This is a genomic window from Leyella lascolaii (assembly GCF_900079775.1).
Classification (GTDB): domain Bacteria; phylum Bacteroidota; class Bacteroidia; order Bacteroidales; family Bacteroidaceae; genus Prevotella; species Prevotella lascolaii.
In genome coordinates this window covers 484,758-500,352 of the sequence record NZ_LT556036.1, presented here as the reverse complement: position 1 = coordinate 500,352, position 15,595 = coordinate 484,758, and the positions used below count along the sequence as shown (strand labels likewise).

The window sequence follows — 15,595 nt, the reverse complement described above, 5'->3', positions numbered from 1 at the left end:
TTTTACTAATTTTGCATCGTTTTTATGTAGAAAACCAAATAAAAAATATATGGAACTGGCAAGTAAATATGATCCACAATCGGTGGAGTCTAAATGGTATCAGTATTGGCTGGATAAAAAGATGTTCAGTAGTAAGCCGGACGGTAGAAAACCATACACAGTGGTTATCCCACCGCCAAATGTAACAGGTGTGCTCCACATGGGACACATGCTTAATAATACCATTCAAGACATACTTGTACGCCGTGCACGGATGGAAGGAAAAAATGCCTGCTGGGTGCCAGGAACAGACCATGCGTCAATCGCCACTGAAGCTAAAGTCGTCAATAAACTTGCCAAAGAAGGCATAAGCAAAAAAGACATAACACGCGATGAGTTTCTTAAACATGCGTGGGAATGGACAAATGAGCACGGAGGCATTATTCTTAAGCAATTACGCAGACTCGGAGCAAGTTGCGATTGGGACCGTACGGCTTTCACCATGGATGAGACCCGCTCAAGAGGGGTAATTAAAGTATTCTGCGACCTTTATAACAAAGGTCTTATTTATCGTGGAGCACGCATGGTTAACTGGGATCCGAAAGCGCAGACAGCCCTTTCTGATGAAGAGGTTATATACAAGGAAGAGCACTCGAAACTGTATTATCTGCGATACATGGTTGTTGAAGAGCCTGGCAAATACGCAGTTGTGGCAACCACACGTCCTGAAACCATTATGGGCGATACTGCCATGTGTATCAATCCGAATGATCCTAAAAATCAGTGGCTTCGCGGTAAGCATGTTATTGTTCCACTTGTGGGACGTCAGATTCCGGTTATTGAAGATGAGTATGTTGATATAGAATTTGGAACAGGATGTTTGAAAGTTACTCCTGCACATGATATAAATGACCATGCACTCGGACTGAAACATAATCTTGAAACGATTGACATATTCAATGATAATGGTACAATAAGTGAAGCTGCTGGACTATACGTCGGTATGGATAGAATGGACGTTAGGTTGAGAATAGAGCAGGACTTGAAAAAAGCCGGTCTGATGGAGAAAGTGGAAGACTACAATAATAAGGTAGGATTCTCTGAACGTACAAATGTGCCAATAGAACCAAAATTATCCACACAGTGGTTTTTGAAGATGTCACATTTTTCTGAAATTGCCTTGCCTCCGGTAATGAATGATGAGATAAAATTTTATCCTGCAAAATATAAAAATACCTATCGTCACTGGCTTGAGAATATCAAGGATTGGTGTATAAGCCGTCAGTTATGGTGGGGGCACCGTATCCCCGCATACTATTTCAACACATCTGATGGAAAACGCGACTTTGTCGTAGCCGAAAGTAAAGAAAAGGCATTACAAATGGCGCAGGAAAAGAATCCTTTACTTACCTCAGATTCTCTTGAGCAGGACAGTGACTGTCTGGATACATGGTTCTCAAGCTGGCTATGGCCTATAGCTGTGTTCGATGGGATAGAACATCCAGACAATGAAGAAATAAAATATTATTATCCGACAAGTGATCTTGTAACCGGTCCGGATATTATATTCTTTTGGGTCGCCAGAATGATTATGGCAGGATATGAATATCGTAAGACAATGCCGTTCCGCAATGTGTACTTCACCGGTATTGTACGTGATAAGTTGGGACGCAAGATGTCAAAGAGTCTTGGAAATTCTCCAGACCCATTGATGCTCATTGACAAATATGGTGCGGACGGTGTACGTATGGGTATGATGCTTTCAGCACCAGCCGGCAATGATATTCTTTTTGATGAGAGTCTTTGCGAGCAAGGGCGCAATTTCAATAACAAGATATGGAACGCGTTCCGTCTTGTGAAAGGATGGCAAAAAACTGAAGCAGAACAGCCGTCGATTAATGAGATTGCGGTAGAATGGTTTGAAGCAAGGCTCAGAAAGGCTAATGATGAGCTAAATGAGCTGTTTTTGAAATACCGCATATCAGAGGCGCTCATGGTTGTTTACCGTCTGTTTTGGGATGATTTCTCAAGCTGGTATCTTGAAATGGTGAAACCGGAATATGGACAGCCGATAGACAACGCAACATATGATGCAACCTTGAAGTTTTTCGAGACTTTGTTAAAAATGCTGCACCCGTTTATGCCATTTATCACAGAGGAATTGTGGCAACATATATATGACAGAAAAGACGGTGAATCCATTATGCGCGACAGATTGGAATTGGCGGCACCGACAGATTCGGATAACACATTATCCACAGGGATGGAAAATGTAAGACAGATTGTAAGTAACATACGTACTGTACGTAATCAAAGAAACATCCCATTTAAAGATGCGTTGGAGCTGCACTGCATAGGCTCTAATGGCTACGGGAAATATATGAGCGTAATAAGTAAAATGGCAAATCTGAAAGACGTAAAGGTTGTAAGTGCCAAAGATGCTACGGCTGCATCTTTTATGGTAGGTACTGACGAGTTTGCCATTCCATTGGGTGACATGATAGATGTAAAAGCCGAAATAGAAAAACTTGAAGCTCAGCTAAAACATCTTGAAGGTTTCCTTAATGGTATTAACAAGAAACTTACAAATGAGAAGTTCGTTTCCAATGCACCCGAGGCTGTTGTTGCAATGGAACGCAAAAAGAAAAAAGATAGCGAGGAAAAAATCGCTGTAATCAGAGAGTCTCTGAAAGCTTTGAAATAGTCGATTACAGACTAATTCGCTTATTTGTAAGTATATAAATAGAGTAGGAGGGAAACAAATCGTTTCCTTCCTACTTTTTTATTCAATTGTTAGCTTGTATTTATTCACGGAAGTCCATAGGAGAACTGTCATACATCATATCAATTCTCATAAGAAATCCTATATGTCAATCGTTGTCCCAGCTGTCCCAGTCACTGTCATTTTTCTTTGCTCGTCCCTCACCTTCGGACGACTCCTCATCATTTATGTCAAGGAAATGTCCTCCTTCCATCTTTGCGGAACTGCCTGAACCGCTTAAAAGCACTGCCGGGATGTGGAGCAGGCAAATAGCCGGGACGATATATGTCTTTTTCATGTATTTGTTTTACTGTTATTTTATTACTGTTTTTCTGCCGTTCACAATATAAATGCCATGTCTGAGATTTTCTGCCGAATCNCCTAATGCAGCACCTTCTTCGGAATCGACAATAACCACGGCATCACCGTCATTAAGCTCTGACACATCACGGACAAGAGTGAATCTTGTATTGTCCTGCGCCTGCACGTCAATGCCAAATCCAATAACTGAAAATAATAGCAGTGTTCTTAAAAAAATATTCATTATTATTGTGTTTTACGGCATCCCGTTCGGCATTAGTGTTGCAACATCAATATAATTGGTGAAACCGGAAGTCGGCGAGACGTTTATTAACGATAACAAAATTAATAAAATTAATAATGCACGCCAAATTTTACGAGCACAAAGACATAAAAACATTGAACTAAATAATTATAGTTCATATATTTATGTATAAAAGTGGAAATTATGCGAATAAAGATATGATCGTGCTCCATATTGGTATAATACTTATTACCCGACAGTTAGTTTATCAGTCTCGTGAACCTTGGTATTGTTGTATATTACACAAAAAGTGGAAATGTCTAAATACTCATAAAATATCAACCATGACTTATACATATTGAAGTGCTTCACACAGTACAGTAGTTTGCCTCAATTTTTGTGACTGAGCTATTAGTTTTTCTGACCAGGGTATAAGATTTACAAATTACATCATGATTGTCGTTTTATGATAAAGCTCATAGCGGTTTTCAAATTAATCTTATTTACTATTGACAAGGATATCTAATATTAAATTTCAGTTCTATTTCAGATGGAGACGGACAAATGTTATTAAATATGCATTCCGCACATTTTCCACCAATTGATTTTCGATTCATGAACCATTCGGAATCTTTTCTATTGCATTCTTTTTTTGACGCTTCATACCAACATTTATTATCAGTCAAATCAGATAGTACATAATCAGTAGCAGGAGAGACTATTTTATTGTTGTATTTGATTTTCAATTGTCCAAAGAAGGATGCATTAAGTATCATATGTCTGAAAATATCAGCCTTTGACAGTTTTCTTTCTAATAAATCTTGTTTATTGAAAGATATGAATTGAATTGTCTCATTCTTACTTGTAAAATTAAGTAGAAAACAATACTTGTAAGGAAAACTCTTATTGTTTAGATAATTTAAATATTCCTTATAGTCATACTTGTTTGTTATTTCGAATTGTACTACAGCAACTTTTCTTCTTATTTATAGCGTGAACCAATACATGAAACTTTATATGAATACGCCGCAGGAAATATCTATTTCCTGCGGCGTATTCATATGTTATAACAGCTTTTATCTGTATTTTATTTCACAGTGTGAGTATATAAAGTCTTGACATCAGTCTTTAATATTCGGCTCCTCAAGTCCCAAGCCTTTCTTTTTGTCGACAGCTTTGAGTACGAAGCCAAGAATAAGTGCTGCAACTCCGAGGCATGCAAGCATGACAAGTGGTGCTGTATAGTCATATGACACTGCAGCCTGTTCGGGAGTTATCACACCATTCTTAAGATTCTCCACAAGCTTCGGATTGGTTTTATCAAGTACTTTTCCAATGAGGAGCGGGAACAGCCACAGTCCGATATTCTGTATCCAGAAAATAAGGGCATACGCACTTCCAATGATTTTTGCATCCACCAACTTCGGAACACTAGGCCATAACGATGCGGGAACAAGAGAGAAACTTGCTCCGAGAACGAGTATTGTGAGATATGCTATGATGATGCCTCCGGAGGTATTGCCTCTGAACATCGGAAGAATGAATGCAAATGTAAGATGGCATATGATGAGGAGTATAGAACCCATGACCAGCATACTTGCCGCCTTTCCTTTATGGTCGACATAGTTGCCGAGAATAGGAGTTATACCAACTGCGAGAAGCGGGAATACAGCAAACACAGTCTCTGCACTCTGACGCATATAACCCATGTAGCAAAATACAACAAGTGCCACCACAGCTGTTATCAGATATGCAGCTCTTAAAGATTTATTCTTTGCAAAATTGCTCGCAAATGCGGCTGCCGCAACGACAAGCATAATACAATATTGTATTACAGTAACGGTATTGGTTGCCCAAAATGAATCCGGAGAAAGCTTGGTGAAAGTGAGGTTGCACTGCAACATGTTTACAGCGTACTTCTGAAAGGGGAATATGGCAGAATAATAAAGCACACATAGCAAAGCTACAAGCCAAAATCCACCGCTTGACAGTATTTTTCCGAGATCACTTATCTTGAACGGATCATCCTTTTCTTCAGCCTCACCTGTCTGAGCGTCCAGCTTCTTATCCATAAAGAAATAGACAATAAACATGATGAGAGCGATGAGCAGCAGAACCACTCCGAATGCAACAGAGCGTGAAACGTCAATGTCACCTCCAAGTTTTGCGAATACAGGAGAGAATATCATGCATGTTGCTACACCTAGGCGTGCCAACGCCATTTCAGAGCCCATTGCAAGTGCCATTTCGCGTCCTTTGAACCATTTCACGATTCCTCGTGAAACTGTTATACCTGCCATTTCGACTCCACAACCGAAAATCATGAATCCGATGGCTGCGAATTTGGCTGATGCCGGCATACCTTCATAGAAGGGAGATATGCCAAGCTCGTCAAAGCCTGGAATGTAGTTAAGGTTGTTGTTGAACCATGTCTCAAGACCACTGCCAATGAACTGTTCGGTCACGGCATACCAGTTGATGGTTGCACCTATAAGCATGACAAATCCGGAAAGTACAGCTGTGAAACGTACTCCCATTTTGTCTAATATGATTCCCGCAAAAATGAGGAAGAATACGAATACGTTGAGAAATGTCTCAGAACCTTGCATCGTACCGAAAGCCGTGGAGTCCCAGCCCCGCGTCGACTGCATCAGATCCTTGATAGGTGAGAGAATGTCCATAAAGATGTATGAACAGAACATGGCAAAAGCCAAAAACAGCAGTACTGTCCACCGGGCAGCAGCCGAATCTCTCAGTGTTTTTTTTATAGTTTCAGTCATTTTTGTAATTTATTGTGTTATTTCTATTTGTCATATCAGCGTGCTTATTTTTTCAGCCATCTATCAAGCCAGTTGAAAAACGTACGCTGCCATAATATACCGTTCTGTGGTTTGAGAACCCAGTGGTTCTCATCTGGGAAAATAAGCAGTTCAGCCGGAATACCTTTCATACGCGCTGCGTTAAATGCTCCGAATCCCTGATTGGCGTTGATACGATAATCCTTCTCACCGTGTATACATAATATAGGGGTGTCCCATTTGTCAACGAACCGGTGTGGACTATTTTCATACGTGCGTCTTGCATTGTCGCTGAGATTCTTGTTCCAATATGCATCCTCGTATTCCCAGTTGGAAAACCACGCCTCTTCTGTGTCTGTGTACATTGATTCAAGATTGAACGCTCCATCATGTGCTATGAAGCATTTAAACCGTTTGTCATGATGCCCTGCGAGATAGTATACGCTGAATCCTCCGAAGCTGGCACCCACTGCACCAAGACGGTCTTTGTCTACATATGGAAGGTTTGTTGTCGCATAGTCTATAGCACTGAGGTAGTCTTTCATGCACTGACCCGTCCAGTCTCCGCTTATCTCCTCATTCCATTCTGAGCCGAATCCTGGCAGACCACGCCGGTTAGGGGCAACAATCACATATCCATGTGCAGCCATTATCTGGAAGTTCCATCTGTAGCTCCAGAACTGGCTCACCGGACTTTGCGGTCCGCCTTCACAATAGAGCAGGGTGGGGTATTTCTTAGTCTCATCGAAGTGTGGGGGCAGTATTATCCAGCACAGCATATCTTTGCCGTCAGTTGTCTTTATCCACTGTTTTCTGACTTCCCCCATCTGCAATTGGTCGTAAATATGCTGATTTTCGTATGTAAGTTGTGTAACACTTGTCTTTTTTATGTTCTTGCCAGGATTGACAATGTACAGTTCGTCCGCCTGAGACATACTATGGCGTGTAGCAAGAAGTTTATTGCCGTTATTTACAAGAGATATTGAACCGAAATCGGCTATGTCGTCAGTGAGCTGCAATACATTCCCGTTAATGTCCGTATGATAGAGGTTTACGCATGCATGCCAGCATCCGGTGAAGTAAATTCTCTTTGAGTCTGCCGCCCAGCAATAGCTGTCCACATTTGAATCAAATGTTTCTGTGACGTATTTTTTTTTCTTATCTGCTATATTATAGACGCATAAACGGTTACGGTCACTTTCATAACCGTCACGAGCCATACTCTGCCATGCAATGTATTTCCCGTCAGGAGAAAATGTCGGATTTACATCGTAACCAAGGTTGTAGTCACTTTTCTGTTGGTTTATAGCCTGATTCTTCATAGATTTTGTAGGATCAACATCAACAGGAATATAATTGGACGGTTTACAAATATTGGTTGTCTTACCTGTTGTGACGTCATAAAGATATATGTCCGAATCCGTCGATATTGCATAAGAAACCCCTTCTTTTTTACGGCACGTATATGCAATTATCTTTGAGTCAGGACTCCAGTTCAATTGTTCGATGCCTCCGAATGGTGCCATAGGACACTCATATGGTTCATCTTTAAGAATATCGATACCATCATCAATTCTGCTTTCCCCAACTTTAGCGATGAACGGATGTTGCATTGATTCCACATAGTGATCCCAGTGACGATAGTTCAGGTCGGTAACAAGTCTTCCTGTAGCTAATGGTAAATCGTCCGGATTTTTCTTTATACTACCATTATAAGGTATTGATTTTATCAGCAAAACACTTTTTCCGTCAGGCGAGAATTTGTATCCTTCAATATCGGTTGATGATTTTGTGAGCTGTTTACAGTCGCTGCCGTCAGCTGCCATTGACCATATCTGTCCGTCTTGAAGGAATGCTATACGTTTACCTTTGGCAATCCATGTGGCGTCACTCTGACTCTTTCCTGCCGGTGTGAGTTTTCTTTGTGTCTTGCCGTCACTGCTTATTGTGTATATCACCTGACGACTTTTATTTTCCTTAACGCTGTAATATCCTACCTGATAAACTATAGTCTTTCCGTCTGGCGATGCTTCTGCACAACCTATTCGTCCCATTGCCCATAGTGCTTCAGGAGTCATTAGGTTGTTTTTTAGCTTTATGTCACTTTTATCAATCATTGTCTGTGCCTGTATTCCGCTGCATGCAATTAATGCCGCAATAGTTGTTGTTAATGCATTCATATTATTTTTCATTTAATAAAAGCAGATTATGTTGAATCAGGACGGTGAATCCCTCTTTTACATAATCTGCCTGAATATTTTTATTGATTTATTGCCTATTCCGTCTGCGTTCTAGTTCCTCACGCTTACGTTGCAGTTCCATCTGTTGTTCCTGCATTGCCTGAAGTCGTGCTGCCAGACCGCTTAACTTCTTCGGATTGTTTTTGTTCTCCTTATAACGCGCTTCAAGTATTGCAAGAAGTTTCTCATCATTTGTTGTCTTACGTAGTATCCACATTATCAATGCACTGCAGAACAAACTGGTGAAATAATAGAAATTCAATCCTGATGAATAGTCATTGAACATGAAAAAGAAGAATACCGGCATGAGATATGTCATCCATTGCATCATCTTCATCTGCTCCGCTTGCTGTCCGACCATCTGATCTTTTTGCTGACGCATTGTCATTATTGAGTAAAGTATATTGGATACACAGAACAGAATACATGTCAGGGACAGGTGGTCACCTATCATCCATATGTTGGTGTTCCACTCAAGAATAGGGTCGTATGTTGATAAGTCTTTTATCCATAGAAAACTTTCACCACGAAGTTGTATGGCGTTTGGAACAAAGTTGAACATAGCAATCCAAATAGGCAATTGTATTAGCATTGGCAGGCATCCTGACAATGGGCTTACACCGTATTTTGCGTATTCCGCCATCATTGCCTGTTGCTTCTGCATTTGATCCTCCGGTCTGTTGAACTGTTTTGTTGCTTCCTCGAGTTTTGGCTTAAGAACTCTCATTTTTGCCGAGCTCATATAGCTTTTCTTTACCAAAGGATATGTTATAAATTTTAGCAATAGTGTTATGAGAATGAGAACGATTCCCATATTAATGTTCATGCTTGTCAGGAAGTCAAATACATATATTGTAAACCACCGGTTAATAATACGTATAATAGGCCATCCAAGGTACACAAGCTTTTGAAGTTCGAGTTCCTTATCATATCCAGCCTCTTTCTCTACACGCTGAAGGAGGCGGAAGTCGTTGGGACCGAAGTAAAAATCAAATTCCGAAGCTTTCTTTCCACTCGGATCGAAAAATGTTTTAAGTTTTGCCTCATATTGTTTCAGATAACCAGAACCTTTCTGTTGGGGGATGCTTGTTAATACCGAATTGTCAGAGAAATCGTTTTTGGCTATCATAACAGCGGAAAAGAACTGGTTTTTAAATGCTACCCAATCGATTCTTTCCTCAATGATTTCGTTAATTTTTTCTCCTGTGCTACTAAGCTCATCGGTTCCGCCATCAACATCATGGTATGTGAGGCATGTATGTTGATTTTCGAATGTGAATCCTTTTTCCTGCTGACGACATCTGTCACTCCAATTCACATCCATCATGTTATAGTTTGGTGAGAACAGACCTTCCATACCACTGGCAAGAAACTCCATATGCAACATATAATCTTTACCAAGGGTATACTTGATTGTTATGTCCTTGCCTGATCCTGCTATGGCTGTCATTGTTACAGTAGAGTCCGTGACATCTGACGGCGTGAAATAAAGATTAGATGTATTAATATTTGTTTCCTTTGCCTGGAGAATGAACTTCAGGCTTTGATCTTTCTTGTCAAATAAGGTTACATCCGGGTTCTTCTTATAATCCGGGAAATTTTTTACAACAACCTTTTCCGGTGTGCCACCTTTTGTGTTTAACGTTACTTCTATGCTTTTATTTTGTAGTTTTATCTTCTCTTCCTTTCCTTTCAGAGAAGAATAGAACAGAGCTGTTGTGTCCTGAGCGCGGTTGCTTTCTTCGGCAAGTTTTTTCTCCTGCGCTTCTTTTCTGGCGAATTCCGCTCTTTGCCTTACAACGTTGGTAATAGAATCCTGCTTTGCCATAGCCGCTCTTTCCTCAGCCGATGGCTGTGACCATACTCCGTATCCTATAAGTACAGCTGCTATAAGGACAAAGCCTATAATAGTATTTTTATCCACTTTTTCTGTAAATTATGTTTTAAATCAAGATTTATTATTTTGCTTTGTTTTCTATCGCAGCCTTTACAAAAGACATGAATAGCGGATGGGGTTTGAGTACTGTGCTCTGGTACTCAGGATGGAATTGTGTTCCTATATACCATTTCAGACCAGGTATCTCTACAATCTCAACGAGGTCGCTTTCCGGATTTCGACCTACGCATTGCATACCGGCTTTCTCATATTCCTTTTGATATTTGTTGTTGAACTCATAACGGTGACGGTGCCGTTCCTGTATGTGTTCTTTTTTGTAAATGTCAAATACTCTGGAGCCCTGCCGCAGCACACACTCGTATGCCCCAAGACGCATTGTACCACCCATATTGGTGATATTTTTCTGTTCCTCCATAATATCAATCACGTTATGCTCTGTCATTTCATCCATTTCGCGGCTGTTTGCATCTTTATATCCAAGGACGTTGCGTGCGAATTCTATCACCATCATCTGCATGCCTAAGCATATACCAAATGTAGGTATATTGTGTATTCGTGTATAATGACATGCTATAATTTTCCCTTCTATACCACGCTGTCCGAATCCCGGACAAATCATTATGCCATCCTGACCGGCAAGTTTCTCTGCAACATTCTCCTCGTTTATTTTTTCGGAATTTATGAATGTCAATACGACTTTGTGGTCATTATACGTTCCTGCCTGCGAAAGGCTTTCCCTTATGCTTTTGTAAGCATCCTGTAAATCATATTTTCCAACAAGTCCTATTTTCACTTCGCTTGTTGCATTTGTTCTTCTTTCAAGAAATTTGCGCCACGGTCCGAGTGTCGGCGTCTCACCTATAGGTTCTCCCATTTTCCGAAGTATGGCTGTGTCAAGACCCTGTTTCTGCATTTCCACAGGAACTTCGTATATGCTTGGTTGATCCTCACTCTGTATCACACAGTCTTGTCCGACATTGCAAAATGCTGAGACTTTATGTAATATGCTATCGCTAAGATGTTTTTCTGTACGCAACACCAAGATATCCGGCTGAATACCTATACTCTGCAGTTCTTTTACAGAATGTTGCGTAGGTTTTGTCTTTATCTCCTGAGCGGCTTTCAGATAGGGGATATATGTCAGATGTACACACACAGCTCTGTTTCCCAATTCCCATTTGAGCTGTCGTATTGCTTCGAGAAAAGGCGTAGACTCAATGTCTCCTACTGTACCTCCGATTTCAGTGATTACAAAATCATATCCATGCTTACGACCAAGTTGTTTCACGTTGCGTTTGATTTCGTCTGTGATGTGAGGTATAACCTGAATTGTCTTTCCAAGATAATCACCTCTACGTTCCTTATCTATTACTGCTTTATAGATTCTTCCTGTTGTAAGCGAGTTTGCTCGTGTTGTCTGTATATCTGTAAATCTTTCGTAATGTCCGAGGTCAAGGTCTGTTTCTGTTCCATCGACAGTCACATAGCACTCTCCATGTTCATAAGGATTTAATGTACCAGGATCGATGTTGATGTAAGGATCAAACTTCTGGATAGTAATGTTGTAGCCTCTTGCCTGCAAGAGTTTGCCAATTGATGATGAAATAATGCCTTTGCCAAGCGATGAAACCACGCCGCCTGTGACAAATATGTATTTTGTTTCAGCCACGATTAAAAGAATATAATTAGTTAAAACACATAAGTAATACAAGGCGCAAAGTTAACACAAAAATGCGAATTGGACAAACAACTTTAAATATTTATTATTACCTTTGTGCGGTAAACAGAATTCGGATATGAATATTAGATATATACTGTTATTATTGTTCTGTTTGGCGGTATCTGATGCTAATGCTCAAATTCAGGTGCTTGCTCTAAAACAACATACGCGTGACTCTGTCGCAACGTATGTGAAGAACTATACTGACTCTCTTCGTGTATATAAATTGAAAATAGATTCGTTACAACGTGCTGGCACTTATAATGAGATAGAGAAAACTCTTGATGCAAGATATTATCGTCTTTTTACTCCGCTCACATTTTATTATAACATTGCAAAAAAACAGTTTGACTTAAGTTCTGATACAATCCTCGATGAACCGGACAAGTCGCTACTTACTGTATATATGCAACGTCCGGATCTTGTCTTGAAATCACAAAAGCAGTTGGATCAGGCTGGAACAATACGTACGCCTATCAACTCGGCTATCACTCCGGATGCGGATATAATAGAAAAAGTTTCACCAACTGTAGCAGATTCGGATTTAGCACCAGTTGATATTATTGTAAAAAAGCCAAATTTCTGGAAACTTTCCGGAAAGACGGAACTATATATAGAGTATAATCATACAACAAAAAATTGGATAGATGGAAATGATAAAAGCCATTCATCGGTAAAGGGTTATGTTACATTATGGGCAAACTACGATAATAAAAAAGGCATTAAATGGAATAATACACTTGAGCTCAGGATGGCATTGAGGCACGTGTCGGAAGATACTGTGCATACATTCAAAACAAATGAAGACAAAATTAGATATACAGGAAATGTTGGCATTCAGGCGATAAAAAACTGGTATTATGCTTTTCAGGTTACAGCAGAAACACAAATGTTGAGAGGTTTTGACGCAAATTCTAATTTCGTTAATACAGATTTTCTTTCACCATTAGTTGTATCTCCATCTTTAGGTATGGATTATAATTTCAATTGGTTTAAGGGTAAATTAACAGGCTCTACACATTTTGGTTTATTAGCAAGCCAGATGAGATATTGCGATAGAAAGAATTTGTCTTCTCGACATGGAATAGAGGATGGAGAACACTTTAAGATTACTTATGGTTCAGAAATCACAATAAAATTCACCTTAAACATAATTGACGGGATAAGTTGGCGTAGTCGTATACGTGGCTATACGTCATACGAAATTAGCATGATGGAATTTGAAAACTGGTTTAATTTTCGCATCAATAAATATCTTTCCGGACAATTCTATGCATATCCTCATTTCGATGACAGCAGAGCGAAAGACGAGAATCACGGATATTGGAGGTTTAAAGAAAATCTTAGCTTTGGTTTTGTGTATTCTTTCTAATTAAATGTATTGAGATGGATATATACCCACTGTTGTCCCAACAATTTTGTTAAATGATTGTATAAATTATTGTAAATCTATCTATTACGAACGAAAAATAGCGCGTAGATTAAAGAAGCGGTCCTTTGTACTGTAAGACCGTTTGAAGGTATGGTAAAAAATGTTGGAACATCAATGAATACCACTCAAAATCACATAATCCGCATTATGTTAAATACATAAACTGAAGTTTACTATATACAAATATCACTACATGAATCTTCTCTATCTGCATTTCATGTAGTACTCTGCCAGATTTGCGCGTGGTATTCCCTTTTTTACTAAAATATCAAGGTCGTTGCGTGCATCATCCTTGCGCTTGAGTATTATCCGTACATTAATTCTATTCAGACGATAATTATTATTTTCAGGCTCCAATTCAATCGCTTTGCTGTAATCGAATTCAGCAAGTTCATAGTGTTTGTGATCCATTTCCATTCCAGCTCGTGCTGCGTATACAATCGCACTGTCAGGATAAAGCTCTACGAGTTTGTTTATCTGATTCAGTGCTTCAGTGAAATGCTTATCTTTATGATTTAACAGAGCCAGTCCGAGCCGTGCCTCAAAATGATAAGGTACTATTTTTATAAGATTCTCATAATCAAGTCTGGCAAAATTATATCTTTTCTGTTTTTCGTTAACAAATGCTCTATAAAACAATGCTGCTATATTGTTAGGATCTTGCTTTAATACAAAGTCATACTCGTCACGGGCATATTGCCACTGTTCAAGAAGTATATTCCACCCTGCTTTTTTTAGCCGTAAATCCAAAGAATCAGGTTTATAGCTTAATGCTTCTGTGGCTTTTGAAAGACTATCTCGGAGTGCCTGATAGTTTTGTGCACTTACTCTGTCGCAGAAATAAGTGAAAATAGACAATATAATAAAGAAAAAATTTTTATTCATTTCAGTCATATACACATTATTATGCAGTAAGAGCAGACATAATCGAACCAAAACGATTTCAAATTGCATGAAATATATGGTTCTTTATCATTTTGAAATTCAATTTGTTAAAGAAAATATATTCGTGATTCATCATTTTATTATATATCTTATTTAAACTATTTATCACAAAAATATTTTTTAACAAATTGAATTTCAAATGATTATTGTCTATTCACGCTGATACATGTATTATATTTTTATTTTGAAATCTGTTGATAATTTGAATAAGGTATCAACATTTGTTTTTTATAAAATCTGCGATCCATTTTCCGACTTCTTTCGTCCCATAATGAGCACCACCTTCGACTTGTATTTCTGGAGTACGAATGTTTGCTTCCAAAGATGCGTCGACAGCACGTCTTATAACATTACTTCCATCTTTCATATCAAAATATTCAAGCAACATTGCTGCTGAAAGAATTTGTGCCAAAGGGTTTGCTATATTCTTACCTGTAGCTTGCGGCCAAGAACCATGTACCGGCTCAAATACAGGAGTTCCACAACCTATAGACGCTGATGGTAACAGTCCCATAGAACCGGAGATGCAACTACCCTCGTCTGTCAGAATATCACCAAAAGTATTTTCGGTTACCATAACATCAAAAAAAGATGGTTCTGTTATCATTCTCATAGATGCGTTATCAACAAACATGTAGTCAACATTCACTTCCGGATATAAAGGCTCCATATCATGTGCTATTTGTCTCCATAGACGTGATGACGCGAGAACATTAGCTTTATCTACAACCGTCAGATGTTTCTTACGTTTCATTGCATACTCAAATGCAACTTTTAAGATACGCTCAACCTCCGGTCTTGTATAGTAATTTGTATCATATGCCTTATCATTATCCTGATATTTCTCACCAAAATACATTCCTCCAGTAAGTTCACGTATGCATATAAAATCAGCATCTTTGACAATTTCTTCTCTCAAAGGAGACATATGAAGCAAACATTTGAAAGTCTGTATAGGACGTATATTTGCATAAAGCCCCAATTTCTTGCGCATTGCAAGAAGTCCCTGTTCAGGACGAACTTTAGCCGTCGGATCATTATCGAATTTTGGATGCCCTACAGCTGCAAACAGCACAGCATCAGCTTCTTTACAGATTCGGAATGTTTCTTCAGGAAACGGATCACCCACCCTATCTATTGCGTCTGCCCCACAAATGGCTTCATTATAATTGAATTCATGACCAAACTTCTCGGCAACAGCGTCCAATACAGCAATTCCCTGTTTCATTATCTCCGGACCAATACCGTCTCCGGCTAATATTGCAATATTCAATTTCAT

At 39.2% G+C, this 15,595-nt stretch carries 9 protein-coding genes; 2 read left to right on the top strand and 7 right to left on the bottom strand.

From position 1 onward, the window contains the following. Positions 1-49 precede the first annotated feature (49 nt). Positions 50-2,683 (top strand): valine--tRNA ligase, encoded by a 2,634-nt coding sequence (locus BN4609_RS05395; protein ID WP_068855577.1) that lies wholly within the window; start codon positions 50-52, stop codon positions 2,681-2,683. A 166-nt stretch (positions 2,684-2,849) separates the two neighbouring features. Here BN4609_RS05395 and BN4609_RS05390 read toward each other — a convergent pair whose 3' ends face one another. From BN4609_RS05390 to pyrG, 5 genes are all read right to left on the bottom strand, one after another. Further along, on the bottom strand, positions 2,850-3,038 hold the full coding sequence (locus BN4609_RS05390) for a hypothetical protein (protein WP_068855576.1): 189 nt from the start codon (positions 3,036-3,038) through the stop codon (positions 2,850-2,852). 1,367 nt (positions 3,039-4,405) lie between these two features. Continuing rightward, entirely contained in the window at positions 4,406-6,064 is a 1,659-nt protein-coding gene (locus BN4609_RS05380) for an MFS transporter (RefSeq protein WP_021992376.1), read from the bottom strand. A 44-nt stretch (positions 6,065-6,108) separates the two neighbouring features. Next, complete coding sequence (gene dpp5 / locus BN4609_RS05375; protein ID WP_068855574.1) at positions 6,109-8,262, bottom strand: dipeptidyl-peptidase Dpp5; 2,154 nt, start codon at positions 8,260-8,262, stop codon at positions 6,109-6,111. An 88-nt stretch (positions 8,263-8,350) separates the two neighbouring features. Beyond that, positions 8,351-10,246 (bottom strand): membrane protein insertase YidC, encoded by a 1,896-nt coding sequence (gene yidC / locus BN4609_RS05370; protein WP_068855573.1) that lies wholly within the window; start codon positions 10,244-10,246, stop codon positions 8,351-8,353. Positions 10,247-10,280: 34 nt separating this feature from the next. Then, complete coding sequence (pyrG, locus tag BN4609_RS05365; protein ID WP_021992379.1) at positions 10,281-11,888, bottom strand: CTP synthase; 1,608 nt, start codon at positions 11,886-11,888, stop codon at positions 10,281-10,283. A gap of 127 nt (positions 11,889-12,015) precedes the next feature. Here pyrG and BN4609_RS05360 point away from each other — a divergent pair, with 127 nt between their 5' ends. Next, positions 12,016-13,311, top strand: a complete 1,296-nt coding sequence (locus BN4609_RS05360) for a DUF3078 domain-containing protein (RefSeq protein WP_084791364.1) — start codon at positions 12,016-12,018, stop codon at positions 13,309-13,311. 264 nt (positions 13,312-13,575) lie between these two features. On the opposite strand, the gene BN4609_RS05355 is transcribed toward BN4609_RS05360, so the two are convergent. Next, a complete protein-coding gene (locus BN4609_RS05355; RefSeq protein ID WP_068855655.1) occupies positions 13,576-14,256 on the bottom strand; it encodes a tetratricopeptide repeat protein in 681 nt (226 codons plus the stop codon). A gap of 274 nt (positions 14,257-14,530) precedes the next feature. Further along, a complete protein-coding gene (gene leuB, locus BN4609_RS05350; protein ID WP_068855572.1) occupies positions 14,531-15,595 on the bottom strand; it encodes a 3-isopropylmalate dehydrogenase in 1,065 nt (354 codons plus the stop codon).

Bases quoted from the DNA above. Each gene is read 5' to 3' on its own strand.
- BN4609_RS05360 (WP_084791364.1), top strand. From the start codon at position 12,016: ATGAATATTAGATATATACTGTTATTATTGTTCTGTTTGGCGGTATCT.
- BN4609_RS05395 (WP_068855577.1), top strand. From the start codon at position 50: ATGGAACTGGCAAGTAAATATGATCCACAATCGGTGGAGTCTAAATGG.
- BN4609_RS05380 (WP_021992376.1), bottom strand. From the start codon at position 6,064: ATGACTGAAACTATAAAAAAAACACTGAGAGATTCGGCTGCTGCCCGG.
- BN4609_RS05390 (WP_068855576.1), bottom strand. From the start codon at position 3,038: ATGAAAAAGACATATATCGTCCCGGCTATTTGCCTGCTCCACATCCCG.
- dpp5 (WP_068855574.1), bottom strand. From the start codon at position 8,262: ATGAATGCATTAACAACAACTATTGCGGCATTAATTGCATGCAGCGGA.
- BN4609_RS05355 (WP_068855655.1), bottom strand. From the start codon at position 14,256: ATGAATAAAAATTTTTTCTTTATTATATTGTCTATTTTCACTTATTTC.
- leuB (WP_068855572.1), bottom strand. From the start codon at position 15,595: ATGAAATTGAATATTGCAATATTAGCCGGAGACGGTATTGGTCCGGAG.